Origin of the sequence: Nocardia sp. NPDC005998, assembly GCF_040614395.1 — a bacterium.
In the GTDB taxonomy this organism is placed as follows: domain Bacteria; phylum Actinomycetota; class Actinomycetes; order Mycobacteriales; family Mycobacteriaceae; genus Nocardia.
In genome coordinates this window covers 180,478-206,350 of the sequence record NZ_JBEXUI010000013.1, presented here as the reverse complement: position 1 = coordinate 206,350, position 25,873 = coordinate 180,478, and the positions used below count along the sequence as shown (strand labels likewise).

Here is a 25,873-nt window from a genome sequence, read left to right as displayed (position 1 = left end):
GAGGGCATCGACGATCGGACCCGGGTCATGATCGGCGATCTGCCGCGCGGTCACGGTGTGCTCGGCCTGCTCATCGAAGAACCGAAGCCCATTCGGCTGACCGACCTTTCCAAGCACCCCTCATCGGTCGGCTTCCCGGCCCACCATCCACCGATGCGCACCTTTCTCGGCGTTCCGGTAAAAGTCCGCGACGAAGTATTCGGCAATCTGTACCTCACCGAGAAGTCCGGTGGTCAGGAATTCACCGAGGACGATGAGGTCGTGGTGCAGGCGCTGGCGGCCGCCGCGGGTATCGCCATCGCCAACGCCCGCCTCTACGAACAGTCCCGAATCCGGCAGCAGTGGCTGGAGGCCAACCGCGATGTGGCCACCGAACTGCTCGCGGGCGGTGAACCCGGTGCCGCCCTCGAACTTGTCGCTGATCGGGCCCTGACCCTCACTCAGTCGGCGTGCACGTTCCTCGCGCTCCCCGAGGATGCCGACATCCCCGCCGAAGATGTCACCGAGCTGGTGGTGGTCGCCGCCGCGGGAATCGGCGCCGATGAACTGCTCGGACACCGAATTCCGATGGGCGAATCGCATTCCGCGGAGGTGTTCCGCAACGGACGGGTGGTCGCGGTCGACGAATTGAAGTTCAGCCCGATCTTCGATGTGCCGGAACGATACGGCCCGGCACTGATCCTGCCGCTACGCGCCGAGGACGCAGTCATCGGTGTGCTCGCCACCGTGCGGCCGAGCGGCACACACCAGCTCGACGCGGCCGGACAGTCGATGATGGCTGCCTTTTCCGACCAGGCCGCACTGGCCTTGCAGCAGGCGAACACGCAGCGGCGGATGCGCGAACTCGATGTGCTCTCCGACCGCGACCGGATCGCCCGTGACCTGCACGACCACGTCATCCAGCGACTGTTCGCGGTCGGCCTTTCGCTGCAGGGCACCGCGCAGCGGGCGCGCGCCCCCGAGGTCAGATCCCGGCTCGCCGACACCATTCAGGACATCCAGACGATCGTGCAGGACATCCGCCACTCGATCTTCGATCTGCACAGCACCACCACCGCGGACGCACCGACACTGCGCAAGCGCCTGCACGGCGTCATCGCGGATATGGTCGGCGAAAGCGGGCTGCGCACCACGATCCGGCTCGCGGGGCCGGTATCGGTGCTGGAGTCGCCGATGTCGGACGATGTCGAGGCGGTGCTGCGCGAGGCGGTGAGCAATGTGGTGCGGCACGCGCATGCGACAACGCTCTCCGTCCAGCTCCGGGTGCGCGACGATGTCACCATCGAGGTGACCGACGACGGTATCGGCGTACCCGATGACCTGCAGCGGATGAGCGGGCTGGCGAATCTGGCGGCGCGCGCCGCGCAGGCGGGCGGCAGCTTCAGCGTGACCAAACGCGAGGAAGGGGGCACGGTGCTGCGGTGGTCGGCACCGTTGCCCGGGTAGTTATGCGCGATCCGGCCCGAACGACGACCCCATAGGGCCACGCGGATACCCCAGGAGCGGCCTTTGGACCTTGCGGTTCATGACCAACGCCAGGCGTGCCGGACCGCCTCGAATTCCTAATCTTCGGATAACCGCTTATCGGGATCCGAAGGGACGCGCCCATGACCATCCAGCACCACACTGATCCGCACCGGCTGGCATCGGCCGAAATAGTGGTCGGTGTCGACGGCTCCGAAGCCGCCGACCTCGCCGTTCGATGGGCCGCCGAGACCGCGTCGCAGCGGGGCCGCCGACTGCGCATCGTGTACGGCCTCGACCTCGCCGCGGCCGGGGCCGTCTATGGGATGTATGACGTCGTCATGCCCCCGGTGATCAATGCGATCCGCCGCGCGGGCGCGGAGCTGGTCGACACGGCGCGCCAACTCGCCCAAAAAGTAGATCCGACCCTGATCGTGGAAACCGAAGTCTCCGAGGACAATCCGGCACACCTGTTGATCGAGCGATCGGAAACCGCACATCTGGTTGCGATCGGCGCGGCGGGCGCGGGCGGCACCCTGAGTCATCTCGGGTCGACCCTGCTCGCGGTCGCCAGCCATGGCCGCGGCACGATCGTGGTGATCCGTGGTACCGACACCGGACGGCAGATCCGGCACAGCGGCCCGGTCGTGGTCGGCGCCGATGGCGGACCGGTCAGCACGGCCGCTGTCGCGGCCGCGTTCGAAGAGGCCAGCGAGCGCAATACCCAGCTCGTCGCGGTGCATGCCTGGAGCGATCCGTACTACGACCGCTTCGCCGGACTCCCCTACACCATCCCCGACCGCGACGTCGAGACCGCCGGACAGACGGTGCTCGCCGAACAGCTCGCGGGCTGGCATGAGAAGTATCCGGATGTGCAGGTCATCCGCAAGGTCTACCTGTCGGGGGCCCGGCAGGCACTGCTCGAGTGGTCGCAGTCGGCACAGCTGCTCGTGCTCGGCAGCCGAGGACGCGGCGGTTTCGGCGGGCTGCTGCTCGGCTCCACCAGCAATGCGCTCGTACAGACCGCGTATTGCCCGGTCATGGTCGTTCACCCACAGTAGGCACTACCGGTCCCGCAGAAGGGCGAAATCATATGTCCGCCAACACCATCAATCCACCTGTGCTCGTCGGTATCGATGGCTCCGAGGTCGCGGCCGAGGCCGTGCGCTGGGCCGCCGTCGACGCCGTCCGCCACCGCGCACCCCTGCACATCGTGTACGGCATCGGCGCCCCGATGGACTTCGGTCCCGGAATCGCCTTCAACCAGATCGATTACGACGCCTACCGAGCCGCCGGTGCCTCGGCCGTTGCCGCCGCGAGCGAATTCGCCACCGCCGCGGCCGCGCCGGTCGGCGAGCTCGACATCAGCACCTTCGTGGTCGAAGCGCCGCCGATCCCGGTGCTGCTCGACCGCTCGAAGGACGCCCGCCTGCTGGTCGTCGGAACCCGCGGTATGGGCGCCTTCCGCCGCGGCCTCCTCGGCTCGGTGAGCACCGCCGTGGCCCGGCACGCGCACTGCCCGGTCGCGGTCATCCCCGAACCCGAGAACTACCTACCGGATCGGCTTCTCGGTCCCGTACTGGTCGGTGTCGACGGCTCACCCGTCAGCGTCCGCGCCATCGAGATCGCCTTCGACGAGGCCGCGCATCGCGAAACCGCCGTGCGCGCCGTGCTCACCTGGTCCGAATTCAACCGCTACATCTCCCGCGCCGATATGCAGAAAGAGGCCGAGCAGCTGCTGTCCGAAAACCTGGCCGGTTACGCGGAGCAGTACCCCGACCTCGAGGTGCAGCGGGTGGTCGCCGAGGACCGGCCCGCCCGACGCCTACTCGCCGAATCCGAAGACGCCCAACTGATTGTCGTCGGCAGCCACGGTCGCGGCGGCTTCGCGGGCATGACACTCGGCTCGGTCAGCCAAGCCGTCCTGCATGGCACCGACTGCCCCGTCATCATCGCCCGTCCCTGACTCCGACGCGGTTCGGCCATCCGATCGTGACCGGCAAGCAAGCATCCGTTGGCTGACGGGTGCGATGGCACCGTGTGGCCGAACGCCATAGCCATGAGTGAACTCGGCTCCGCGTAGGGGCGCGGGTGCGAACGACCGCGCCCCCACCGGAACTCACAGGCTCCGTTAATCGTCGCGCACAGTGGTGTTCACGTCGTGTTTACGATGTCGGAATGCTTATTTACGACGCGCAAGACAGTTCCAGCCCACCTGGCGAGCGAGTGGGCGTTGCGCGTCGGTTTCGATCCTGGGTGATCTGGGGCAGCATCGCGGGCGCGGTTCTGGTGCTCGTCGCTGGTCAGCTCATGGCCGTGCATATCGACGCGTTGGGACCGCTTACCAGCCTTTCCTGGGATTACGTCGGGCGGCCCAAGTCCGCGACCACGCCGTGGGCCGGATTTCTGCTGGCGCTGATCGGGGTTTCGGCGCCGGTTCGGGTGCGCGCCTTGGCGGCCGCGGTCGGCATCGACGTGATCTTTGTGATCATTCGAGCGATCGAGGGGCGGTCGTTCACCGTCGGCAATGGTCCGACCATTGTGTTGACCGCGCTGGCCGTGCTCGCCGCGGTGCGCTGGACCGGGGCGCGGCGCGAAACGGCGCTGCGGACCATCGCGCTCGGTGCGCTGCTGATTCTGGCAACGAAGGTCGGCGAGATCTGGTTGGACATCACCGCGTGGGCCTGCCCGATGGTGCTCGATCCCTATGCGGAACTGGCCGATCACGCGCTCGGGAATCCGTCGTGGCTGGTCGGGCAGGTACTGGATGCGGCGGGGCCGGTGCCGCTCGGTGTGGTGCGGTGGGTGTATTTCGAGTTGCCGGTCGCGGCGATCGTGGTCGCCGCCTGGCAGCTGCGCGATGTGACGACCGGTATCTGGCCGCGGCACTACCTGGTGCGCACATTCCTCACCCTCGGGGTGGTCGGTCCGCTGTTCTACGTGGTCTTCCCGGTGGTGGGACCGGTGCTCGCATTCGGGCCGGAGGGACATGGTTTCGAACTCGCCGATGTGTGGCCGAATATCGTTCCGGCACTGCCGTCCTCGGTCGAATCGATGCCGTTCGACGGGATCACCCCGCGAAATTGCATGCCGTCACTGCATACCGCGTGGGCGCTATCGCTGTTCATTCATTCCCGGCGCGGACCGCGCTGGTTGCGCTGGGGCGGTGGGTTCTGGCTGGTCTGCACCTTGATCGCGACGCTCGGCCTCGGCGCGCACTACGGCGTCGATCTGGTGGCGGGCGCGACACTGTGCCTGACCGTGGAATCGGTTCTGCGTGATCCCGACCGGGGTTGGGACCGCGGGCGGGCGCGGGTGGTGGCCTTCGGTATCGCGACATTCGCGGGCGTACTCCTGTGCGTACGCTATCTCGCGCTGCCAATGGCGAACTACCCGTTGCCGTTCGGCGTCGCACTCCTCGGTGTCTTCGCCGCACTGGCGTACACCTTCTACCGGACCTGGTTCGCCGAAGCGGATATCCGCGAAAAGGTCTCGAGCCGCTAGCTCTTGCGCAGTGTGCCGGTAATGGCACCGCCCTGACCCGCGCGGTAGGTGACGGTGCCATCCGGCCGCAGCTCGACCGTCGATATGCCCAGTTCGCAGTCGATACCGCCGGTCAGGCGCGCAGCGAAGACGAGCTCGGTCTCGGTGCCGCTGACCATGCGTCCGATCCGATCGCAGCGGTTACCGGAACCCTCATCGGTATCCGATGAGGTGGCGACCTCCTCGGCATTCTTACCGGACTTGATGGTCAGCACGATGTCGTGTGCGGCGCGACCGTCGCTGGCGACGCCCTTCCATTCGCCCAGAAACACTTTCGGCACCGCCCACACCGCGGCCACCGGAGTTGTATCGTCCGGGCGTGCGACCGGAGTGGCGACGCCACCGCCGGAGCCGCCGTCGTCGTCGGAGCCGATCATGAACGCCACGATCACAACCAGCACGGTCACCACCACAGCGCCACCGATTACCGCGACGCGCACCAGCTTCGACCGCGCCGCATCATCTTTCGTCGACGAGTCCTGCCCCACCGAACCGATTCTAGTTCGCCACCCGGCATCGGACTCCGCTTTCGGCGATCGCCGCTGACCCGAAACCCATTGGGCGCCAGCGGCGGCCGAATCAACCCGATTACACCGCGCGCACCCCGGTTCGCGCGGCGGGAACAGCTCGGTACTTCAGGTCGGCGAACTACGGGGTGTATTTGTAGAAGCCCTCGCCGGTGGCGATGCCGAGCTTGCCCTTGTCGATGTAGTTGGTCTTGAGCCAGGCCGCGAGCCGCTGCCCGTCCTCGTCGCTATTGACGAGGATGTTGTAGGGGGTGGTGAGGCCGATGACATCGAGCATCTGGAATGGCCCGTAGGGTGCACCGGTGCCGATCCGCCAGGTCTTGTCGACCGCGTCCGGTTCGGCGAAGCCGCCCGCGCTCAGGGACATGGCGGCGTTGAGCAGCGGCACGAGCAGCGTATTGAGGACGTAACCCGCCTTTTCCCTGTGCAATTCGATCGGCACCATGCCGATTGCCGCAGCGAATTCGACCACCGCCTGGTACACCTTAGGATCGGTCTCGGGTGTGCCCATCACTTCGGCGGTGTTGTACTTCCACACCTGGTTCGCGAAATGCAAGGCGAGGAAGCGGTCCGGGCGACCGGTGAAGTCCTTCATATCGCTGGGCAGCAGGGTGGAGGAGTTGGTGGCGAAGATCGTGTGCTCCGGCGCGAGCTCGCCGAGCTGCTGATAGGTCTGCTCCTTGATGGTGAGGACCTCCGGCACAGCTTCGATCACCAGATCGGCATCGCGCACCGCCGTGGCGAGATCGGTGGTCAGCGCGATGCCTGCCGCGGTCGCTTCGGCCTTGCCGCCGTCCGCGCCGGACACCTCTTCGTGATAGGTCGCCGCCAGGTTCGCAATGCGGTCGCGGGCACCGGCCAGCGCATCGTCGCTGATGTCGTAGGCGGTGACGTCGAATCCGTGGAATGCGGTCTGGAACGCGATCTGCGAACCGAGCACCCCGGTCCCGAGGACGGTCACCTTCCGGATGGTCATTGCCTTCTCCTTCCTCCGCGAGGCGACGTTCGCCCCGTGACATCATCAGGGTCGCCGAAGGCCGCGAAGAATCCGGCGACGATCTGGGTGAGCTGCATGCCGCCGATGGGTGAGCGTACTCCTAGCTATGGTTCATACAGCTAACTCACAGCCACGGCCTAAGGGGCGCAAATGCCGAGCCCCGAGCATTGTCGTGTCGGTCCGGTTCGAACGGGTCGACGGTCTCGGATCGAGGCCCGACAACAGGAGGAACGTGGATGAAGATCAAGTCGAAGCTGGCGAAGGGTGCGATAGCGGGCGGTGTGCTCGTCGGCCTGCTCGGTGTCGGCGCCGGTGTGGCGAATGCCGATCCGGGGGCCGATCAGCGTCCGACCGCCGAGCAGCAGCAGGGGCACGATCAGCAGCGGCCGGATCAGCATCAGGAACATCAGCGGCCGGATCAGCAGCAAGCCGGACACGGATTCTGGCTGTTCGGCCAGTGGATTCCGCTGCCCTGATCTCGACTCGACGCGAAAGGCCCTGTGTCCGTTGGACATGGGGCCTTCGCGGTTTGTCCGCCCAGAGCGTAATGATCGACCGGATCGGTGGTCGCGGTCGTACGCTCTGGATATGACCGAGCATCCGAGACTGCACTCGATCCCGGGCGGACGCGCCGACCAGCCGAGGCAGGCCGAGCCACTGTGGCGTGAGGTGCTCGGCGAACGGTTACGCACGCTGCGGCGCGAGCAGCGCGAGACGCTCGTCGAAACCGCTGGGCGAGCGGGCATTTCGCCGCAATACCTTTCCGAGGTGGAGCGCGGGCGCAAGGAACCGTCGAGCGAGATGATCGCGGCCCTGGCGGGTGCACTCGGCACCACCCTCTTCGGTCTGACCGAACAGGTGGCCGATGACTTGCGCGCACTCCGTCGGCCCGCCTTCGCCCAGCAGTCCGCACCGCGTGCCAGCGCAACGCCCACTCTCATGGTGCTTGCGGCATAGCCTGCCCCTGCGTGGCTCGCGGATAGTGGGATTCGACGAGGGCATCATGCGCGTCGTCGCCGAGACGCGACAGGATGCGGTAACACGGATGGTGCGGGCGATCGGCGATGCCGGGGTCGGTCTCGAAGTGCTCGGGCTGCTCGCGCTCGCCGGGGTGGCGGCCGTGGTCGTGACCAGGAGTTGGCGGGTCGGCGCTGCCGCAGCGGCGAGTCTGCTGCTCGCCGACCTGATCGCGCACAACCTGAAGCAGGTGATCGGGCGGCCGCGCCCGAGCGGAGATCTGACGGTGTGGCCCGAGATCCAGGGCTGGGCAATGCCATCGACCCATGCCGCCGCCACCTCGGCACTGGCGATGGCCGTCTTCCTGGCGGTGAACTGGAAATCGGCCCGTACCCGCCGCACGGCGGGTACGGCACTGGCCGCAGCGGTGGTCTTCATCGGCGGATGCATGGTGTATCTCGGCGCGCACTGGCCGACCGATGTCCTTGTCGGCTGGCTGCTCGGCACGCCCGTCGGCGCCGCCGTCACCTGGGCGGCCCGCCGCGCACGCCCGAACATCACCCAAATCCCACGCCCATAGACCGCCCACCACCCACACCAAACCCCACCGCAAACCACAAACCCCCAATCTGATCGGTCGAGAATGCGCTGGTGCAGGGGCGCTCTCGGCGTTTGCCTGCATCAGCGCATGGTGATCGGTTGTCCAATATTCTTTGGGGTCTGGGGTAGCTCCGACTGCTCGCCGAGCGTAGTCGTACGGCGGTCGCATACGGCCTGGGCGACCACCATTCGACTGCCTTCGACCGCCCCCTGGACGCAGCGGGATAAGTCTGGGCGCGGCGTTAGGAACCGAGCACGTTGTCGACGAGTCCGTAGTCGACGGCCGCTTGGGCGGTGAAGACGCGATCGCGGTCGGTATCGTGACGCAGCCGCTCCACCGACTGCCCGGTATGCCGAGCCAGGATCGACTCGATCTCGCCGCGCATCCGCACCAACTCATCGGCCTGCAGGATCAGATCCGGAATCGCGCCCTGGCCGCGGGCGGCTGGCTGATGCAGCACCACGCGCCCGTGCGGCAGCAGGGATCGGCGACCGGGGGCGCCACCGGCGAGCAGGACCGCGCCGACCGCGATGGCCTGGCCGACGCAGGTGGTGAGCACCGGAGCCTTGATGAACTGCATGGTGTCGTAGATCGCGAGCATCGCGGACAGATCACCGCCCTCGCAGTTGATGTAGAGGTTGATGTCCTGTTCCGAACTCTCCGACTCCAGGTGCAGCAGTTGCGCGATGAGCGCATTGGCCACCCCGGCGTCGATCGGGGTGCCCAGGTAGACGATCCGCTCGGCCAGCAGGTGCGAGTAGATATCGGTGATGCGCTCACCGCCGCGCGGATGCTGGGCGATCACATTGGGAATGGTGTAGGTCATGCCGAGATTCCGATCCGCTGGCGCTGGGGCACGATCTGCCCGAACGAGTCGACAATGTGGTCGATGAAGCCGTACTCCTTGGCCTGCGTCGCGCTGAACCAGCGGTCGTGCAGCGAATCCTCGTAGATCCGGTCATAGGGCTGTCCGGTATCGCCGGAGATGATGCCGAGCACGGTCTCCACGGTGTAGCGCAGATCATCGGCCTGCACCTCGACATCGACGGCGCTGCCGCCGATTCCGGCCGACCCCTGATGCATCAGCACCCGTGCGTGCGGCAGCGCGAAGCGTCGCCCCGGCGTACCCGCGGACAACAGGAATTGTCCTGCGCTGCAAGCCAATCCGAGCGCCAATGTGGATACCTCGCACGGTATCAGGCGCATCACATCGCGAATGCCGAGCATGGTGGGAACCGAACCACCCGGGGAGTGGATCCACAATGAGATCCCCGCCTCGGCGTCCTCGGCCGCCAACGTGAGCAGCTGCGTCATCAGCAGGGTCCCGTTATCGTCGTCGAGGGGGCCGTCCAGCACCAATATTCGCCTGCTGAGCAGCTGCTCCCTGGCGCGCCAACTGAACAACGGTGTCTTGTCATCGTGAGCCATGACTCCACCGTGCCCCGCGCGCACCGCGAAAATCTCGCCGCGCTGCCCTCAGCAGATCTGCTCAGAGCAGCCCGGCTCAGGCAGCCCAGACTCAGGCGCCCGGATTCAGGCAGCCCGGACTCAGCAGCGGAGGCTCAGTCGTGCGTGTGAGCGTGAATGCGAGCCTGCACTTCGGGGCGGCGCAGCGGCGGCACGGTCTTCGGCGGGACCTTGCGCTCCGGCAATTGTTCGAGCAGCCGCATCGTGGCGGCCGCGATATCGGCAACCGCGGCATCGACCGCCGGACGGTTAGCGGCGGAAATGGCGGACAGCCCGCCCACCTTGCGGACGTATTGCAGCGCGGCCGCATGCACTTCTTCCGACGTCGCCGCGGGTTCCAGCCCGCGTAGCGCGGTGATATTTCGGCACATGCCCCGAGGCTAGCCCGAGTCGCCGGGTGGAGACCACGATCGCGGATCAGGCCTTGCCCAATGCCCTCGCGAGCTGTCCCTTGGTCATCTTCGAACGGCCCTTGATATTTCGCTGCCTGGCCTCGTTGTAGAGCTGGTCGCGGGTCGGGCCCTTCGGACCGCGGCGGCCCGAGCGCTGCCCGCCGCGCTGCTGGGGCGATTTGTCCTGGATCGAGGTGCGGCTCGCGGTCCTGGTCTGCCCGGCTTGCGCGCGATTCTTGTTGACCGTGCGGGCGGCGATTTCCTCGGCGCGCTGCTGGGTTGCGCCGCGTTCCCGCGCCGAATCCCTGATGTGTTCGTACTGGCGTTCCTGCTTATTGCTCCATTCCTTGGGCATGTCGAACACCTCCTGGCTGTCGGGTACCCGTGCTTCGGCCGCGAAACCACTCCGGCCGGTGTTTGCGCGCCGATCGCACGGTTGCTTCCGAATCGACGTCGAGGTCTGGCGAGGATCGGGAATCGATGTAGTCGCGCACGTGACCAGCCGAATGATCGCCGTCGATATGCTGGCCGCGTGAAGGTACTTCCTGCCACGTTGGTGACCGTCGCCGATGATCTGGACGCGGTGACGACGGTTGGGCACGAGGACGATCCGGCGGATGCCGGATCGACCAGCGGCGAGGTCGAGTCGCTCTGGGCGTCGGTGCAGGCGTGGTACCGGTTGGGCACGACGCCCGCGATCCAGACATGTGTGCGGCGCAACGGCAAGATCCTGTTGAACCGGACCATCGGGCACGGCTGGGGTAATGCGCCGAGAGACAGCCCCGATGCGCAGCAGGTGCTCGCTACGCCGGAGACACCGTTCTGCGGCTTCTCCACCGCCAAAGGGGTGTCCGCCGCGCTGATGTTCATGCTCATCGAGCAGGGCGCCTTCGAGCTGAATGATCCTGTGTGCAAGTACATTCCGGAGTTCGCGGCCCACGGCAAGGAGGCGATCACGATCGGCGATGTGCTGTCGCATTCGGCCGGGGTGCCGTTTGTCACGCCGCCGTACAAGGGGGTCGAGCTGGTGCTCGACGAGGAGTTGGCCGTGCGCGGGCTCGCCGATCTGGTGCCGAGTTGGCGACCGGGCCGGTTCCGGGTCTACCACGCATTGACCAGCGGTCTGATCCAACGCCTGCTGGTGCAGCGGGCCACCGGCAAGCGGATGCGCGAGCACCTGGCCGAGCAGGTACTCGAGCCGTTCGGCTTCCGCTGGACCAACTTCGGTGTCCGCCCCGAGGATGTCGACAAGGTCGTGCCCAGCGTGAAGACCGGCCCCCCGCCGTCGCGAATGTCGACCTTCTTGGCGCGCAAGGCACTCGGCGGCCGAGTGGACGGCGCAACCGCCAAATCCGCGAACCAGGCCTTCCTGACCGCCGAACTGCCCTCGGGCAACCTCGTGACCACGGCCTGCGAACTGTCCCGCTTCTACGAAATCCTCACCCGTGGTGGCGAACTCGACGGAATCCGGATCATGAAGCCGCAAACCCTCCGCGCGGCGATCCAACCCGCGCCGCGGCTACCCGGCCTGGCCGGACGGGTAAGCCGCGCGGGTTACGAACTGGGTGCCCGCCGATCCAAATTCGGCCGAAACACCCAGTCCCACTTCGGCCGCAGCGGCCTGACCACCCAATACGGCTGGGCCGACCCGGCACGCGGCCTGTCCGGCGCCATCCTCACCAACGGCAAGGCCACCACCGACACCCAACGCCCCTGGGCCCTGGTCGCCCAAATCTCCGATACATTCGGCCGCCTCGCCCCCGCCGACCATTGGTTCGACGCCACCTGACTGTCCACGGGCAGGAACCGTCGCCCTCATTCCACCTCCAGGCACGCCGTGGAATGCACGCCACGGAGGCCTCGAGACTCCGAGTCGCGTGTCGGGCGCACACAAGGCGGGCCTCGAGACTCCGAGTCGCACGTCAGACGCACACCACACAGCCCTCCAGACCCCAAGTCACACGTCAGACGCACACCACACAGCCCTCCAGACCCCAAGTCACACGTCAGACGCACACCACACAGCCCTCCAGACCCCAAGTCGCACGTCAGACGCACACCACACAGCCCTCCAGACCCCAAGTCGCATGTCGGACGCATCGCACTCGGGGAGTTCTGGGCCACCGGTCCGCGTGGCTTCGGCCCCAATTTCGCCGCTGCGTCCGAATGCGGCGGCCGCGTCACGCGGTGATGACGTGGGTCTCCGCCTCGGCGGGCGCGGCGAGGTGGCGGCGGCGGCTCGGCTTCAGCATGGTCGGCTGGATGACGCTCCAAGCCGCGCCCGCGCAGACCAATTCCTTGATGCGGGCGCCGATCCGGCCCGTAACGACGGTGTCCGTTGGCTCGTCCGCGGCGGTGACGCGCTGGAAGATGCCGTCGCGGCGGCCGAGGCTGATGCACTGGGACGCATAGCCGATCGGGGCCTCGGCGACCTTGCGACCGGTCAAGCGGGCAGCGAGGGCGTCGGCAGCCTGCCACGCCATCGGGGTTGCGGTGGCGCAGCCCATCCGCAGTGGCCTACCACCCACCCCGATGGCGTTCGCGGCGTCGCCGATGGCGTACACATCCGGATGCGAGACCGAGCGCATGGTGCCGTCGACAACGATCCGCCCGGTATCGGACACCTCCAGAGTGGTGGCGGCCGCGATCGGATGTGCGGTGAAACCCGCCGTCCATACGGTCATCCGGGCCGGGATCTGCCCACCCGAACCGGTGACCACGCCGTTTTCTTCGACCCGCGTGATGTCGGCATGTTCGCGGACCGTGATGCCCAGCCGGTCGAAGGCGCCGCGCAGGTGGCGCTGGGCTTTATCGCTGAGCCAGTCGCCGACCCCGCCGCGGGCGGCGATCGTGACCTCGAGGTCCGGGCGGGCATCGGCGATTTCGGCGGCCGCCTCGATACCGGTCAAGCCGCCGCCAACGACCAGCACGGTCGCACCCGAAGCCAGCTCGTTCAGGCGCGCCCGCAGCCGCAGCGCGGCCTGCTTCCCGGCGACGTTGTAGGCGTATTCGGCGACACCGGGAACGCCGTAGTCGGCGACGGTGCTCCCGAGGGCGTACACGAGGGTGTCGTAGCCAAGGGTCTCGGCGCCGTGCTCACCGGTGAGATCGACGGTCTTGCGGTCCACATCGACCGCACCGACCCATGCCGTCCGGACCTGTACGCCGGTGCCCGCGAAGACCTCGCGCAGCGGGCGGCGTGGCAGCTCCTGCCCGGTCGCGAGCTGGTGCATGCGCACCCGTTCGACGAAGTCCGGATCGGCATTGACCACGGTGATCTCGACGTCGTCGCGGTGCAGCCGCTTGGCGAGGCGACCGGCGGCGATGGCTCCGGCGTACCCGGCTCCGAGGACGACAATGCGGTGCTTCATGGCTTGCTCCTGTCTGGTTGCACTCACCTCCTGAACCGGACAGCCGCTCGATCCCTGACAGGAAAGGATTGTGATGTGGGTCACCACTCGGCCGCGAGCGGGCGATGCGGTCCGGTGGCCGCCCACTGGCGCGTAATGCGTTCCAGCTTGTCGGGATTGACCTGGAGATGGATCGCCGCGACGCCGTCCGGGGTCGGGTCGATGCAGAAGATGCCGAAGACCCGCCCGTCGACCTCGACCAGCACCGCGGGACCGCCGTTGACGACGACGGCATAGAAGATGGGACGGCCAGCGACATAGGCGCGCTTGGCTTCGGTCGGCCGGAACACACCACGCAGGTACCGCGCGATACTGAGCGCACCGATGACCGGGACCTTGCGGGCCGGAATCCGGCCACCACCGTCGGCGATGCTGACCGCGTCAACGGTCAGCAGCCGGATCAGCGGCTCGGTGTCACCGCTGAGACCCGCGGCGAGAAATTTCTCGACGAGTTCCCGCGCGGCGACCGCATCGACCTCGGTGCGGGCGCGTCCGGTGGTGACATGCTGCTTGGCACGCCGGTAGATCTGCTGGCAGTTCGACTCGGTGACGTCGAGGATCTCCGCGATCTCGCGGTGCGCGTACCCGAACGCCTCGCGCAGCACATACACCACGCGCTCGTTGGGCGAGAGCCGCTCCATGAGGGTGAGCATTGCCATGGAAACCGACTCGCGCTGTTCGACGGTATCGGCCGGACCGAGCATCCGGTCCCCGGCCAGGACCGGTTCCGGAAGCCATTGCCCCACATAGGTTTCCCGCCTCGCCCGGGCCGAGCCGAGCTGATTGAGGCAGATATTGGTGAGTACCTTCGTCAGCCACGCCTCCGGCGTCTCGATCAGTTCCCGGTCGGCCGCATGCCACCGCAGAAACACATCCTGCACCGCGTCCTCGGCATCACTGGCCGACCCCAGCAGCCGATAGGCGATCGCCTCCAAGCGGCCCCTGAACCCCTCGAACAGATCGGCTTCGTGCGTACTGAGCGACATCGCCCCATGGTCGGCCATGCGCGCAGGCCGCGTCCACCCCCCGCCCCATGAGCGGCCCAATGCGCAGCAACGGCTCCAACCTCGCCCGCCGCACTCCACGCGAGCAAGCCGGTCGCCGCACCGGCCTAGTCGTACCGGCTTCCCATCGACACGTTGATGGTGGTGAGGTCCCGATCGACGGCGCCACCTGGTTTCGGCACTGAACGCTTCGGCCAGCAAACTACCGGTTCACTGAGCCGACCGAATTCGTATCGAATCGGGCATTGTCCGCACGGCATCTGCTTGTGTGACTACGCTTTTCGAGGCACGCAAGGCAATCCGGTATCGCGCGAAGGGGTGGATATGACAGCTTCCCGGTCGACGGTCGAGATCGATCAGACCAAGCCGAGCATTTCGCGCGTCTACGATGCGCTGCTCGGCGGGAAGGACAACTACCCCGTCGACGAAAGAGTCTGCGAGCACCTGCGTGCGACCACGCCGCATATCGATGATCTGGCGAAACTGAATCGCGAGATCCTGGGTCGCGGCGTGCGCTACCTCGCGCGCGAGGCCGGACTGAAGCAGTATCTCGACCTCGGCGCTGGCCTGCCGACCACGGAGAACACCCACCAGATCGCCCAATCGCTGCAGCCCGGGGCACACGTCGTCTACGCCGACAACGATCCGATCGTGCTGGCGCACGGACGCGCGCTGCTGGAGGAGAACGACCAAACCGTCGTCGTCACCGCCGACCTCCGCAATCCCTTTAACGTGCTCGAGCACCCGGATGTGCAGCGGATGATCGACTTCGACCGGCCGGTGGCCGTCATGCTCGTCGGCTTGTTGCACTATCTGCGCGATGACGAAGATCCGGCGGGCGTCGTCGACGGATATATGAACGCCGTGCCCTCGGGCAGCCACCTGTTCATCACGCACTTCTGCGACTCGGGCCCGGAAGCCAAGCGAACCGAGAAATCCTTTCTGGAATTCCTCGGCAGCGGCCGCTTCCGCACCAAGGACGAGATCCTCGACCTGTTCCTCGGCTATGACCTGGTCGAGCCCGGCCTGGTCTACCTGCCCCGGTGGCGTCCGACCCGCATCGTGCGTGACAAGTTGACCACTATCGAGCGCCTGATGGTCGGCGCCATAGCGCGCAAACCCTGATCGCGCGCACACCCCGACAGCGCCCTCGCGGCGGCGATTAGCAGGGCGAACCGCGGGTATGGCGCATATATGGTCCCGACCATCGATGAGCTACTGCACGCGCTGACCCGCGCCGTGAACACGCTGGCGGATACCGATATCCGCTTCGCGGTCGCGGGCGGGTGCGCGGTGTACGCGCGCGGCGGACCCGCCTCGGAACACGATGTGGATATCCTCATCAAACCCGCCGATCTCGCCCGCGCCCGGAGCGCATTGGCCCGCGGCGGACTGCGGGTCGCGGATCCGCCCGAGGACTGGCTGACCAAGGTCTATGACGACGGCGTCCTCATCGACCTGATCTACCGGCCGAACAACCGCGACGTCACCGACGAACTGCTCGATCGGGCCACCGTAATGCGCGTCGGTCCGGCCGTAGCGCCGGTGATCAGCGCGACCGATCTGATGATCGATAAATTACTGGTCTTCGATGCGCACCGACTGGATCTGAGCCCGCTGCTGCACGTCGCGCGCGATCTGCGCGAGCAGGTGGATTGGGAACGGGTGCGCGAGGAAACCGCTGGTTCGCCCTACGCCCGAGCCTTTCTCGGACTGGTGGACGACCTCGGCCTGATCGAGCCGAAGGAGGGGCAGTAGATGGATCGGCCGCAATATCTGGTCGCGCACCTGCGCCGGGCGCTGGCCGAGGATCCGCGCACCGCCGAACTCGGCGTCCAGGTGACGATCCGCGGCGATGTGATCGTTCTCGTTGGCGAGGTGAGCAGCATCGAACGCAAGCAGCAGATGGAAACCGTGGTGCGCGAACAGCTTCCGCAGGCACGCATCCACAACGACGTGCACGTCACGCCGCCCGCCGCCCCACGGGACACCGAGGCGCTGGCGGACTGAGACCGGAAAGGAGAGTGGCGCATGCGGATCGCGGCAATCGGCGACGTACATCTCGGCGTCGAATCACGCGGCGAATTCCGCCCCGCACTGGCGCAATTGCCCGCCCGCGCCGATGTGCTGCTGCTGGCGGGTGATCTCACCCGGCACGGCACCGTTGCCGAAGGCCGGGTCGTCGCCGCGGAATTCGCCGATCTCGGTATCCCGGTGGTCGCGGTCCTCGGCAATCACGACCACCACAGCGACGCACAGGATGAGATCACCGCGACGCTCACCGATCACGGCATCACCGTATTGGAAGGAACCGCAGCCGAATTCACGGTCGACGGACAAACCCTCGGCATCGCCGGGACGAAGGGCTTCGGCGGTGGTTTCGCCGGTAAGTGCGCGAGCGTCTTCGGTGAGCGGGTCATGCGCGAATTCGCCGCCCACACTGTCGATCTCGCCCAGACCCTGGGCGAGGCACTGGCCGGCCTGCACACCGACATCACCGTGGCCATGACCCACTACTCCCCGATCAGCGACACCCTGCACGGCGAACCGCGCGAAATCTACCCGTTCCTCGGCTCCTACCTACTCGGCGAGACCATCGATGACCGAGGCGCCGACCTCGCGATCCACGGGCATGCGCATGCGGGCATCGAACGCGGCACCACCCCCGGCGGCATTCGCGTGCGGAATGTCGCACTGCCGGTGGTGCGCACCGCTTACGTCGTCTACGAGCTGACGCCGGAGACGAAATAATAAGGAGCGCCGATGTCCTCGATCGGATCGAACCGAATGCCCGGACGTCCGGCTACCGGTTCCCGACGCCCTGCAGATCATCACCCTGGCCGAGGGCCTAGTGGGATTCGGTCGCTGAGTACCGAGGTCAGGAAGTTTCGGAAACGGCTCGAGTGGCCTGGATTCCGGCCAGGATGACGCGTAGCCCGTGGTCGAATTCGGCATCGGTATCGGCCTTGAAGATGTCGGCAACCATGCGGGCGGTTCGTGGGTAGCGGTCGGCATCGACGGCCTGCGCCAGCTGGGCGAGATCGTAGGGGTTGCCGTCGGCGTATTCCGCACCGAACTGGGCCTGCTCCTCGATGACGAATCCGACCGTATAGTGCAGCAGGATCGGGAAGACCCGCTCGGCGTCGAACGCCGAGAACCCCGCATCCTCGAGTGTGCGCAGTGTCAATTCCACGATGCGCCACATGGCATCATCGCTGACGTAGGTACCGGCCAGGACCTTCGCCCCGTCCCGATAGCGCAGCATCGCCCGGCGCAACCGCCCGGCCAGCGCCAGCACCCAGCCCTGCCAGTCTTCCCCGCGCCGCGGTCCCTCGACACCGTCGACCGCGGACACGAAGAGCCGCTGAGCCATCGCGTCGAGCAGTTCGCGCTTGTTCTTGACATGCCAGTACAGCGCGGGTGCCTGCACGTCCAGTGCCGCGGCCACCTTGCGCATGGTCAGCCCATCGAGACCGACCTCATCGAGCAGCCCGAGTGCGGCCTCGGCGATCACCTTGGCATCGATCTTCACTGTCACCTCCGCTGTCGAATCCCTTGACAGCTTAACAATGTTCTGGTCTCCTTAACAACGTTAAATCGTTTAACGCTGTTAAGGAGATCGACATGGAAACCACCGAGGTAGTGATCGCAGGCGCCGGACCGACCGGCCTGATGCTGGCCTACGAACTGCGCCTGGCCGGAGTAGATGTGGCGCTGGTCGACGGACTCCCGGCGCGGACCGGCGAATCCAGGGCGGGCGGCATTCACGCCCGCACCATGGAGATCCTCGATCAGCGCGGCTTGCTCGACGATCTGCTCCCGCTCGGCCGCATCATGCAGGCCGGACACTTCGCCGGCCTGCCCCTGGACTTCAGCGATTTCAACACCCGCTACCCCTTCATGCTCGCTGTGCTGCAGTCGGTGATCGAACGCGAACTCGACCGGCGCACAACCGAACTCGGCGCGGTTGTGCAGTGGGCCTCACCGGTCGTCGACTTCCGGCAGGACGCGACGGGTGTCGAGGTGGAGATCGGCGGCCCGAATCCGCGCCGGATCCGCGCCGCCTACCTGGTCGGTTGCGATGGCGGCCGCAGCGCGGTGCGCAAACTCGCCGGCATCGACTATGTCGGCACCGATGCGACCGTGACCGGCATGCTCGCCGATGTCGAACTGACCGATCCGCCTGCACAGCCCTTCTTCGGACATCGCGGCGCTGTCGGCGACTTCTCCGCGGTTCAATTCGAGCCCGGCTGGTACCGACTCGTCGTGCAGCGTCACGACCGCGTGCTCGAGCGCGGCACCGAACTGAGCTTCGAGGACTTCCGCACCAGCTTCGTCGAGGTCGCGGGCACCGACTTCGGCATGCACAGCCCGCGCTGGGTCTCGCACTACGGCGACGCCGCCCGCCAGGCCGACCGCTACCGCGTCGGCCGCGTCTTCGTGGCCGGGGATGCCGCGCACATCCACTACCCGGCGGGCGGGCAGGGCCAGAACCTCGGCATCCAGGACGCGGTGAACCTCGGCTGGAAGCTCGCCGCCACTCTGCGCGGCAACGCATCCGACGAATTGCTCGACACCTATGAGACCGAGCGCCACCCCATCGCGGCCCGGGTCCTGCACAACACCCGCGCCCAAACCGCGCTCGGCCGTCCCGGCCCGCACACGGACGCGCTGCGCGACATCATGAGCGATCTGATCGATATGGAGCAGGTGCGCCATCGCCTCGGACTCATGATCACCGCACTCGATATCCGCTATGACATCAAGGGCGAGCACCCGCTCACCGGCCGCCGCATCCCCGATGCCGATCTCACGACCGCGGCGGGCGCGACCCGAGTGCACGAACTGCTGCGCGGGGGCCGCCCGGTGCTGCTCGTACTCGACGGAAACGATGTTCCCGCGGTACCGCAATGGCACGACCGATTCGACATCGTCCGCGCCGACAGCCGCGGCGCGCACTGGGCCGTCCCCGGTGTCGGCGAAATCCCGACCCCGGCCGCCGTCCTGCTGCGACCCGACGGCTACGTCGCATGGGCGAGCGAGGAACCCGCCGCCGCAGGATTGCCCGAGGCCCTCACCGTCTGGGTCGGTGCACCGGCCTGACACACCCATGCTGCCGGTATCCGCCCTCACGCCCATTCGGCCAAATATGCTGCGAATTAGCGGATGGCAGAAGTACCGAACGGACGGTCTTGTTGATCTTGTCGCGAAGGAGGTAATTAGTTGATCTTGATGGCTCCGGGGTGACACTGTCGTCGAACGGACACGGTCCGAAAATCCTCTGGAGAAAGATCAAAAACGTTGCCTCGCAAAGGCGTTGTTGATGTGTATGCTATCGATCAATCACGACCCCACTACGAGGTGGGATGATGACCGAGGACGGTATCGAAGTGGATGTGAATGCACTCCGAATGCGCCGTGCGACTGTCTTCGCAATAGGCGTCGGCGTACTGACTCTGGCGGCAGCCGGGCCGCTTGATGGTTTGCTGCTCGGACTGTTCATTTGTCTCGGACTCGGACTCGGTTGGTTGAATGCGCAACTCACCCGGTTGACCGTCAACCGGGTCGCCGACGCCGAAAAACCGAGGAAACAGGGGTTGTATCTGTCCTCGGCGGTTCGACTGGCCGGAATAACCGGCGGTTCGCTCGCAGTGGGTTTCCTGGCAAGACCCCATGGCATCGGAATCTTCTTCGGCTTGGCCGCCTTTCAAGTGATTCTGGTGTTGGTCACCGTCTTGCCTGAAGTGAAGGAGCTTCGCCAGCAATCATGACGGATCAACTCGCCTTCATCGCCCGGTCGGCCGTTCCGGTGCTCGCACAGGAGCAGCCCGCCGAGGAGCCGAAGATCAAGGTCGGCGAACACGCGGTCGCACACCTGTGGGGTATGGACTTCAATGTCGACACAATCATCTCGACCACGCTCGCCGCGGCGATCGTGCTCGGCTTGGCGTTCTACCTGCGGGCCAAGCTGACCTCGGGCGTGCCCAACGGCGTGCAGTTGTTCTTCGAGACCGTGACGGTCGGGATGCGCAACCAGGTGGAGAGCGCCATCGGCATGAAGGTCGCGCCGTTCGCGCTGCCATTGGCCGTCACCCTGTTCATCTACATCCTGCTGTCCAACTGGCTGTCGGTGCTGCCGGTGCAGTACGGACACGGCGAATTGATCGCACCGCCCGCATCGGATGTCAATTTCGTCTACGCGCTCGCCCTGTTCGTATTCATCATGTATCAGGGCGCGGGCGTGTACCGCCGCGGTATCGGTGGGCATGCCAAGCAGTTGCTGAAGGGCCACACCGGCTGGGGGCCGATGGTCTTCATCAATGTCATCGAGGAAGTCGCCAAACCGCTCTCGCTGTCGCTGCGATTGTTCGGCAACATGTTCGCGGGTGGCGTTATGGTCTCGGTGATCGCATTGTTCCCGTTCTGGATCAGCTGGGGTCCGAATGCCATCTGGAAACTCTTCGACCTGTTCGTCGGAGCCATCCAGGCATTCATCTTCTCCCTGCTGACCGTCCTGTACTTCAGTCAGTCGATGTCGCTGGAGAACGAACACTAACCACCAGCGACTGCTTTGCTTGTCGCTCGAAACAACACAACGGATCGGCGCCGCCGATCGAGCTCAGGTAACAGAACAGGAAGTGAAAAATGGCAGACGCAACAACGGCGGCCATCGTCCAGGGCGCCCTCATCGGCGGCGGCATCATTATGGGCGGCGGCGCCATCGGCGCGGGTATCGGTGACGGCCTTGCCGGTGCCGCGCTGATCAACGGCGTTGCCCGTCAGCCGGAAGCGGAGGGTCGCCTCCGCGGTAACTTCTTCCTGACCGTCGGTCTGGTCGAGGCGGCGTACTTCATCAATCTGGCCTTCATGGCGCTCTTCGTATTCGCTACTCCCGGTAAGTAACGCAGAATGACTCCGCGAACGGATGTTGTTGCCGAGGGGAATTTCCTCATTCCCAACGGCACATTCTTCGTCGAGCTTTTGATCTTCCTGATCGTGCTCGGGGTCATGTGGCTGTTCGTCGTTCCGCCGATACGCAAGGTATTGGCGGAACGCGAGGAAAGAGTCGCGGAGACCGCGGTCGACAACAAGCAAGCCAAAGCCTTGTTCGCCGACGCCGAAGCGAAGTATCAGGCGGCCGTCGCGCAGGCGCGCAGTGAAGCGGTCGGGATCAGGAATCAAGCACGGGCCGAGGGCCGAGTTATCCTCGAGCAGTTGCGAAGTGAGGCGCAGGAAGAGGCCGACAGGATCGTCGCGGAGTCCGCGACGGAACTGCGGGCCCAGGCGGACCAGGTGGCCGCGGAGCTGCGTGAGACTGTCGAACCGCTCGCCGAGACATTGGCCGATCGTGTGCTCGGCATCAAGGATCGGCACGCCCGTTCCAGCGCGGGCCACCAGTCAGAGCGAGCGTAGACAATGAACCTCACCACTAGCATCCTCGCCGCGGCATCCGAAGACTCCGGCATTTTCCACATCACCTTCGACTGGCCGATCTTCTTCAGCCAGCTGTTCGGTTTCGCCGTTATTGTCTTCATCTGGGTCAAATACATCGCACCGCCAATCGGGCGGCTGATGGCCAAGGCGCAGAACAATATTCAGAAGCAGCTCGACGACAACGATGCTGCGGCGAAGCGCCTGGTCGAGGCCAAGCGGGCCTATGACAATGCCGTCTCGGACGCCCAGGCCGAACTGGAGCACATCCGCGAGGACGCGCGCGTCGATGCCGAGCGGATCGTCGCCAAGATGCGCGAATTCGCCGATGCCGAGGTCGCCCGGGTCCGCAGCCAGGGCCGCGACCAGATCGCCCAGATGCGCACCCAGCTCATCCGGGATCTCAAGGCCGACCTCATCGACACGGTGCTGGACAGCACCGAAGAGAAGGTCCGCTACGAAATCGGCTCCAGCCATGTGGCGGCCGACAGCATCGACAAATTCCTCGAAGACCTCGAGGCCATGGCCAACGCGGAACCGCCGGTTCGCCGCCGCGCCCAACCCTGGGCATTGTGAAACCAGGTGGTCGCCGGACCGCATGCCCTGGCATGCTGACCGCGTGACCACTGCGCAGATCACGGTCGATTTCGCGCCCGAGCTGCGGCTGTTCGTCGCCGCAGCACAGCGCGCGGGTCGCTCGGCCGTGCGGATCGATGGCAGCTCGACCCTCGGGCACATCGTGGAGTCGCTCGGTGTGCCACTCACCGAGGTGGGAGCGCTGCTGGTCGACGGTCGCCCGGTCGATTCAGCACATCTGCCTGCCGACGGCGAGGCCGTCTCGGTGCGCGCCGTGGTCCGCCCCCAGCACATCGCCGAACCGCTGAGATTCCTGCTCGATATCCACCTCGGGACCCTCGCGCGACGGTTGCGCCTGCTGGGCATCGACGCCGCCTATGAGAAGCCGGATATCGGAGATGCGGCACTGGCCACGCGCTCGGCGCTCGAACACCGCATCCTGCTCTCCCGCGATCGCGGACTACTGCGGCGCCGCGAAATCTTCGCGGGTGCATACATTTACAGCCATCGCCCCACCGAACAGCTCGACGATGTGCTGTCGCGTTTCGCACCACCGCTCGCGCCATGGACCCGCTGCACGGCCTGCAACGGCCTGCTCCGCGTGACCGATAAACAGACCCTGCGCGGGCAACTCCCCGACGACACCGAACGCACCTACGAAGCCTTCGCGCAATGCGTCGACTGCGGCCGAACCTATTGGAAGGGTGCACATCACGCGAGCCTCGACGCGATCGTGACGCATGCCGTGCGGAACTTCGGCACCTGAGACAACCTCGGCCCAGCGGCGTTCGCCGCCAGCGGATCAGGCTCCGAATGCGCCCTCGAGACGGCTGCGCGAGCCGGGGTGCACCAGCCGCGCAACGCTCACCAGCGTATGGGTGGACCAAGTGCGCCGCCGGATCTGTAGACAGGGTTCGGTGCGTCGGATCCGCAGTAGTTCGCAGTCCTCGCGACTGCCCTGCACCGCTTCGACCACATGCTCGCCGCGGACCAGTGGCGCGACCTCGCTGAGATAGCGGTTCGGGGTGATATCGGCGAAATTCTGGTCGAGGTAGCCGGGGGCCGCGGCCGGATTGACGTAGCGGTCCTCCAACTGGATCGGTACGTCATCGTCGAAATGCACCAGCAGCGAATGGAATACCGTATCCGTTGGCCAGTCGTCGAGCAGTGGATTGTCGGTATCAACGGATTCGCTGCGCAGGAAGATCACCTCGGTGCGATGCCGGTGGCCGCGCTGCTGGATCTCGTCGGCGATATTGCGCACCTCGAACAGCGGCGAGGCCACCTTCGCGGGTGCGACGAAGGTGCCGACGCCCATCATCCGAACAACGACACCCGCCGCAGCCAGTTCGCGCAGCGCGCGGTTGACCGTCATGCGCGAGATCCCGAGTGCGTCGACCAATTGATGCTCCGAGGGCAGCAGATCGCCTGCGGCCCAGCGCCCGGCGGCGATCTGCGTGCGGATGAGGTTCTTGATCCGCTCGTACGCCGGTGCCGAATCCGGTCCGGACGCCGCGAACAAGACCGCCAGGTCTGCATCGCCCACGGGGCGGTTCATCGCCACCACCTCTCGGTCTCTGATCAGCGGCCGCGTGGGTCCGCCGCGGTTACGCAAACCGCCGCCGGGCCCGTCGCTCGGAGCACGGCGTCTGCGCGCCACCCTATCCGTTCCGGTTGACAGCCACTTGTATATACAGGACTATGCATCTGGGCAGCCTCTATGGCCCAGAGCACAGACCGAGCGCGCACACCGGGTCCTCCCCGCACCGCACCTGTCGCCGCTGCTCCCCTTCTCTTGATGGAAGGCGGATTCATGCCGCACAACGACGAATTCGACACCGGACTCCAGATCGAGCACCGCACCATCGAAGTGATTCCGGATGCCGAGCGCCACGGCACCCCGCGCAGTCAGTTCACCCTGTGGTTCGGGGCGAATATGCAGATCACCGCGATCGTCGACGGCGCACTCGCGGTGGTCTTCGGGGCCGACGCGCTCTGGGCGATCATCGGCCTGCTCCTGGGCAATATCCTCGGCGGCATCGTGATGGCCCTGCATTCCGCGCAGGGCCCGCGACTCGGTCTGCCGCAAATGATCTCCAGCCGAGCCCAATTCGGTGTCCTGGGCGCCGTGCTGCCGCTGCTGCTGGTGATCGTGATGTATCTCGGCTTCGCCGCGACCGGCACGGTACTGGCCGGTCAGGCCGTGAACAAGATTCTGCACGTGGACAATTCGACGGTCGGCATCCTCGTCTTCGGTGCGCTCACCGCGGTGGTCGCGGTGACCGGCTACCGGCTGATCCACGTCATCGGCCGGATCGCCACCGTGGTCGGCATCATCGGCTTCACCTACCTGACCATTCGCCTGTTCACCGAATACGACGTCAGCGCCTATGTCGGGGCCAAATCCTTCGACATCGTGACCTTCGTGCTCGCGATCTCCCTCGGCGCGGGTTGGCAGCTCACCTTCGGACCGTATGTCGCCGACTATTCGCGCTATCTGCCCCGCTCGACCAGTGCGCGGACCACCTTCTGGTCCACCTTCGCGGGCAGCGTCCTCGGCTCGCAGTGGGCGATGACGCTCGGCGCGCTGGTGGCCGCGGTGGCCGGAAAGGCGTTCCTCGGCAATCAAGTCGGGTTCATCGGCGATCTCGCCGGCCCGTCCGCGATCGCGCTGCTGATCTACCTGGTGATCGTGGTCGGCAAGCTGACGGTGAACTGTCTCAATGCCTATGGCGGGTTCATGTCCATCCTGACCTGTGTGACCGCGTTCAACGGTCGCTCGCACACCACACAGGCCGCGCGAACCGCCTATATCGTCGGCTTCACCGCGGTGTCGATGCTGATCGCGGTCGGGGCCAGCGCCGATTTCCTCAACAATTTCAAGAATTTCGTGCTGGTGCTGCTCATGGTGTTCACCCCATGGAGCGCGATCAATCTGATCGACTACTACCTGATCTCACGCGAGCGCATCGACATCCCGGCGCTCTACGATCCCGATGGCCGCTACGGACGCTGGAACGTCGCCGCGCTGGCCTGCTACACACTGGGCATTCTGGCCCAGATCCCATTCCTCGCCCAGAAGCTCTACACCGGCCCGGTCACCGAAATGCTCGGCGGGGCCGATATTTCCTGGATCGTCGGCATCGCCTTCACCGCCGCCATCTACTACCCCCTCGCCCGGCGCACCAGCAATCCGCCCGACCGGATGATCTATCCCACCGACACCATGGCAACCCGCGTGTCCTGAGCCCGGTCGGCCGAGCAACCCCACGCAGTTCCGCCACGAATAGACGGCCCGCCGCGATGTCAATGCCAGCGCGCGCGGGCCAGCGGAGTTTGTATGACTGCTCGTGTGCGGTCGCGGCATGTGTGCGGAACGGGCCGGTGTCCTGGTTGTGCTGATTGGGGGAAATGCTTTGCACGGCAGATGGAATCGCGGCCAGGCACTTGGCGACGAGCAGCGATCTGCCCAACGGTCAGGTCGTACTGTCGATCGCGGTGACG

General features: G+C 66.1%; 30 protein-coding genes. 20 read left to right on the top strand and 10 right to left on the bottom strand.

Annotated elements, in window-relative coordinates:
- The 4 genes from ABZ293_RS20320 to ABZ293_RS20305 form a co-directional block, all read left to right on the top strand.
- The coding region (locus tag ABZ293_RS20320) for a GAF domain-containing protein (protein ID WP_355182685.1) at nt 1-1,446 on the top strand (1,446 nt) is incomplete at its 5' end.
- A 161-nt stretch (nt 1,447-1,607) separates the two neighbouring features.
- Entirely contained in the window at nt 1,608-2,525 is a 918-nt protein-coding gene (locus ABZ293_RS20315; RefSeq protein ID WP_355182683.1) for a universal stress protein, read from the top strand.
- A gap of 32 nt (nt 2,526-2,557) precedes the next feature.
- The gene (locus ABZ293_RS20310; protein ID WP_355182681.1) at nt 2,558-3,430 is read left to right on the top strand and encodes a universal stress protein; all 873 of its coding nucleotides are present in this window, start codon (nt 2,558-2,560) and stop codon (nt 3,428-3,430) included.
- 212 nt (nt 3,431-3,642) lie between these two features.
- Nucleotides 3,643-4,968: a DUF5933 domain-containing protein gene (locus ABZ293_RS20305; RefSeq protein ID WP_355182679.1), complete on the top strand. Its 1,326-nt coding sequence runs from the start codon at nt 3,643-3,645 to the stop codon at nt 4,966-4,968.
- Here ABZ293_RS20305 and ABZ293_RS20300 read toward each other — a convergent pair.
- Together ABZ293_RS20300 and ABZ293_RS20295 are read right to left on the bottom strand one after the other, a co-directional pair.
- On the bottom strand, nt 4,965-5,495 hold the full coding sequence (locus ABZ293_RS20300) for a hypothetical protein (RefSeq protein ID WP_355182677.1): 531 nt from the start codon (nt 5,493-5,495) through the stop codon (nt 4,965-4,967). The genes ABZ293_RS20305 and ABZ293_RS20300 overlap by 4 nt on opposite strands.
- A 160-nt stretch (nt 5,496-5,655) precedes the next feature.
- The gene (locus tag ABZ293_RS20295; protein ID WP_355182675.1) at nt 5,656-6,510 is read right to left on the bottom strand and encodes a 3-hydroxyacyl-CoA dehydrogenase; all 855 of its coding nucleotides are present in this window, start codon (nt 6,508-6,510) and stop codon (nt 5,656-5,658) included.
- A gap of 257 nt (nt 6,511-6,767) precedes the next feature.
- On the opposite strand from ABZ293_RS20295, the gene ABZ293_RS20290 reads away from it, so the two are divergent.
- The 3 genes from ABZ293_RS20290 (at nt 6,768) to ABZ293_RS20280 (ending at nt 8,068) form a co-directional block, all read left to right on the top strand.
- Nucleotides 6,768-7,007, top strand: coding sequence for a hypothetical protein (locus ABZ293_RS20290; protein ID WP_355182673.1), 240 nt, complete (start codon nt 6,768-6,770; stop codon nt 7,005-7,007).
- A 112-nt stretch (nt 7,008-7,119) separates the two neighbouring features.
- Nucleotides 7,120-7,488 (top strand): helix-turn-helix transcriptional regulator, encoded by a 369-nt coding sequence (locus ABZ293_RS20285; protein ID WP_355182671.1) that lies wholly within the window; start codon nt 7,120-7,122, stop codon nt 7,486-7,488.
- On the top strand, nt 7,478-8,068 hold the full coding sequence (locus tag ABZ293_RS20280; protein ID WP_355182669.1) for a phosphatase PAP2 family protein: 591 nt from the start codon (nt 7,478-7,480) through the stop codon (nt 8,066-8,068). Before ABZ293_RS20285 ends, ABZ293_RS20280 begins: the two co-directional genes overlap by 11 nt.
- A gap of 262 nt (nt 8,069-8,330) precedes the next feature.
- Here ABZ293_RS20280 and ABZ293_RS20275 read toward each other — a convergent pair whose 3' ends face one another.
- From ABZ293_RS20275 to ABZ293_RS20260, 4 genes are all read right to left on the bottom strand, one after another.
- Nucleotides 8,331-8,915, bottom strand: coding sequence for an ATP-dependent Clp protease proteolytic subunit (locus ABZ293_RS20275; protein ID WP_354960632.1), 585 nt, complete (start codon nt 8,913-8,915; stop codon nt 8,331-8,333).
- Nucleotides 8,912-9,517, bottom strand: coding sequence for an ATP-dependent Clp protease proteolytic subunit (locus ABZ293_RS20270; RefSeq protein ID WP_355182667.1), 606 nt, complete (start codon nt 9,515-9,517; stop codon nt 8,912-8,914). The genes ABZ293_RS20275 and ABZ293_RS20270 overlap by 4 nt, the downstream gene beginning before the upstream one ends.
- A gap of 134 nt (nt 9,518-9,651) precedes the next feature.
- Nucleotides 9,652-9,927 (bottom strand): DUF2277 domain-containing protein, encoded by a 276-nt coding sequence (locus ABZ293_RS20265; RefSeq protein WP_355182665.1) that lies wholly within the window; start codon nt 9,925-9,927, stop codon nt 9,652-9,654.
- A gap of 46 nt (nt 9,928-9,973) precedes the next feature.
- Entirely contained in the window at nt 9,974-10,303 is a 330-nt protein-coding gene (locus ABZ293_RS20260) for a plasmid stabilization protein (RefSeq protein WP_355182663.1), read from the bottom strand.
- Nucleotides 10,304-10,480: 177 nt separating this feature from the next.
- Here ABZ293_RS20260 and ABZ293_RS20255 point away from each other — a divergent pair, with 177 nt between their 5' ends.
- Complete coding sequence (locus ABZ293_RS20255) at nt 10,481-11,737, top strand: serine hydrolase (RefSeq protein ID WP_355182661.1); 1,257 nt, start codon at nt 10,481-10,483, stop codon at nt 11,735-11,737.
- Nucleotides 11,738-12,128: 391 nt separating this feature from the next.
- On the opposite strand, the gene ABZ293_RS20250 is transcribed toward ABZ293_RS20255, so the two are convergent.
- Nucleotides 12,129-13,319, bottom strand: a complete 1,191-nt coding sequence (locus ABZ293_RS20250) for an FAD-dependent oxidoreductase (RefSeq protein ID WP_355182659.1) — start codon at nt 13,317-13,319, stop codon at nt 12,129-12,131.
- Nucleotides 13,320-13,399: 80 nt separating this feature from the next.
- The gene (locus tag ABZ293_RS20245) at nt 13,400-14,344 is read right to left on the bottom strand and encodes an RNA polymerase sigma-70 factor (protein ID WP_355182657.1); all 945 of its coding nucleotides are present in this window, start codon (nt 14,342-14,344) and stop codon (nt 13,400-13,402) included.
- Between the two features lie 342 nt (nt 14,345-14,686).
- Here ABZ293_RS20245 and ABZ293_RS20240 point away from each other — a divergent pair, with 342 nt between their 5' ends.
- The 4 genes from ABZ293_RS20240 to ABZ293_RS20225 all read left to right on the top strand — a co-directional run bounded on the left by ABZ293_RS20240 (nt 14,687) and on the right by ABZ293_RS20225 (nt 17,113).
- Nucleotides 14,687-15,487 carry an SAM-dependent methyltransferase gene (locus tag ABZ293_RS20240; protein ID WP_355182655.1) on the top strand — a complete coding sequence of 267 codons (801 nt, stop codon included), beginning with the start codon at nt 14,687-14,689 and terminating at the stop codon, nt 15,485-15,487.
- Between the two features lie 69 nt (nt 15,488-15,556).
- Complete coding sequence (locus ABZ293_RS20235; RefSeq protein ID WP_355182653.1) at nt 15,557-16,120, top strand: nucleotidyltransferase family protein; 564 nt, start codon at nt 15,557-15,559, stop codon at nt 16,118-16,120.
- Entirely contained in the window at nt 16,121-16,372 is a 252-nt protein-coding gene (locus ABZ293_RS20230; protein ID WP_355182651.1) for a BON domain-containing protein, read from the top strand.
- A 21-nt stretch (nt 16,373-16,393) separates the two neighbouring features.
- Nucleotides 16,394-17,113 carry a metallophosphoesterase gene (locus tag ABZ293_RS20225; protein ID WP_355182649.1) on the top strand — a complete coding sequence of 240 codons (720 nt, stop codon included), beginning with the start codon at nt 16,394-16,396 and terminating at the stop codon, nt 17,111-17,113.
- A gap of 127 nt (nt 17,114-17,240) precedes the next feature.
- Here ABZ293_RS20225 and ABZ293_RS20220 read toward each other — a convergent pair whose 3' ends face one another.
- Nucleotides 17,241-17,900, bottom strand: coding sequence for a TetR/AcrR family transcriptional regulator C-terminal domain-containing protein (locus ABZ293_RS20220; RefSeq protein WP_355182647.1), 660 nt, complete (start codon nt 17,898-17,900; stop codon nt 17,241-17,243).
- Between the two features lie 86 nt (nt 17,901-17,986).
- On the opposite strand from ABZ293_RS20220, the gene ABZ293_RS20215 reads away from it, so the two are divergent.
- From ABZ293_RS20215 to ABZ293_RS20185, 7 genes are all read left to right on the top strand, one after another.
- Nucleotides 17,987-19,465 carry an FAD-dependent monooxygenase gene (locus tag ABZ293_RS20215; RefSeq protein ID WP_355182645.1) on the top strand — a complete coding sequence of 493 codons (1,479 nt, stop codon included), beginning with the start codon at nt 17,987-17,989 and terminating at the stop codon, nt 19,463-19,465.
- A gap of 266 nt (nt 19,466-19,731) precedes the next feature.
- Nucleotides 19,732-20,133, top strand: a complete 402-nt coding sequence (locus tag ABZ293_RS20210) for a hypothetical protein (protein WP_355182643.1) — start codon at nt 19,732-19,734, stop codon at nt 20,131-20,133.
- Between the two features lie 113 nt (nt 20,134-20,246).
- A complete protein-coding gene (atpB, locus tag ABZ293_RS20205) occupies nt 20,247-20,918 on the top strand; it encodes a F0F1 ATP synthase subunit A (RefSeq protein ID WP_355182704.1) in 672 nt (223 codons plus the stop codon).
- 89 nt (nt 20,919-21,007) lie between these two features.
- Complete coding sequence (locus ABZ293_RS20200) at nt 21,008-21,265, top strand: F0F1 ATP synthase subunit C (protein ID WP_040687366.1); 258 nt, start codon at nt 21,008-21,010, stop codon at nt 21,263-21,265.
- Nucleotides 21,266-21,271: 6 nt separating this feature from the next.
- Complete coding sequence (locus tag ABZ293_RS20195) at nt 21,272-21,775, top strand: F0F1 ATP synthase subunit B (protein WP_354958701.1); 504 nt, start codon at nt 21,272-21,274, stop codon at nt 21,773-21,775.
- Nucleotides 21,776-21,778: 3 nt separating this feature from the next.
- On the top strand, nt 21,779-22,369 hold the full coding sequence (locus ABZ293_RS20190; protein ID WP_355182641.1) for a hypothetical protein: 591 nt from the start codon (nt 21,779-21,781) through the stop codon (nt 22,367-22,369).
- Between the two features lie 43 nt (nt 22,370-22,412).
- Nucleotides 22,413-23,135 carry a Mut7-C RNAse domain-containing protein gene (locus tag ABZ293_RS20185; protein WP_355182639.1) on the top strand — a complete coding sequence of 241 codons (723 nt, stop codon included), beginning with the start codon at nt 22,413-22,415 and terminating at the stop codon, nt 23,133-23,135.
- Nucleotides 23,136-23,171: 36 nt separating this feature from the next.
- Here ABZ293_RS20185 and hutC read toward each other — a convergent pair whose 3' ends face one another.
- Complete coding sequence (hutC, locus tag ABZ293_RS20180; protein WP_355182637.1) at nt 23,172-23,927, bottom strand: histidine utilization repressor; 756 nt, start codon at nt 23,925-23,927, stop codon at nt 23,172-23,174.
- 255 nt (nt 23,928-24,182) lie between these two features.
- Here hutC and ABZ293_RS20175 point away from each other — a divergent pair, with 255 nt between their 5' ends.
- Complete coding sequence (locus tag ABZ293_RS20175; protein ID WP_355182635.1) at nt 24,183-25,616, top strand: cytosine permease; 1,434 nt, start codon at nt 24,183-24,185, stop codon at nt 25,614-25,616.
- The last annotated feature ends 257 nt before the right edge of the window (nt 25,617-25,873 follow it).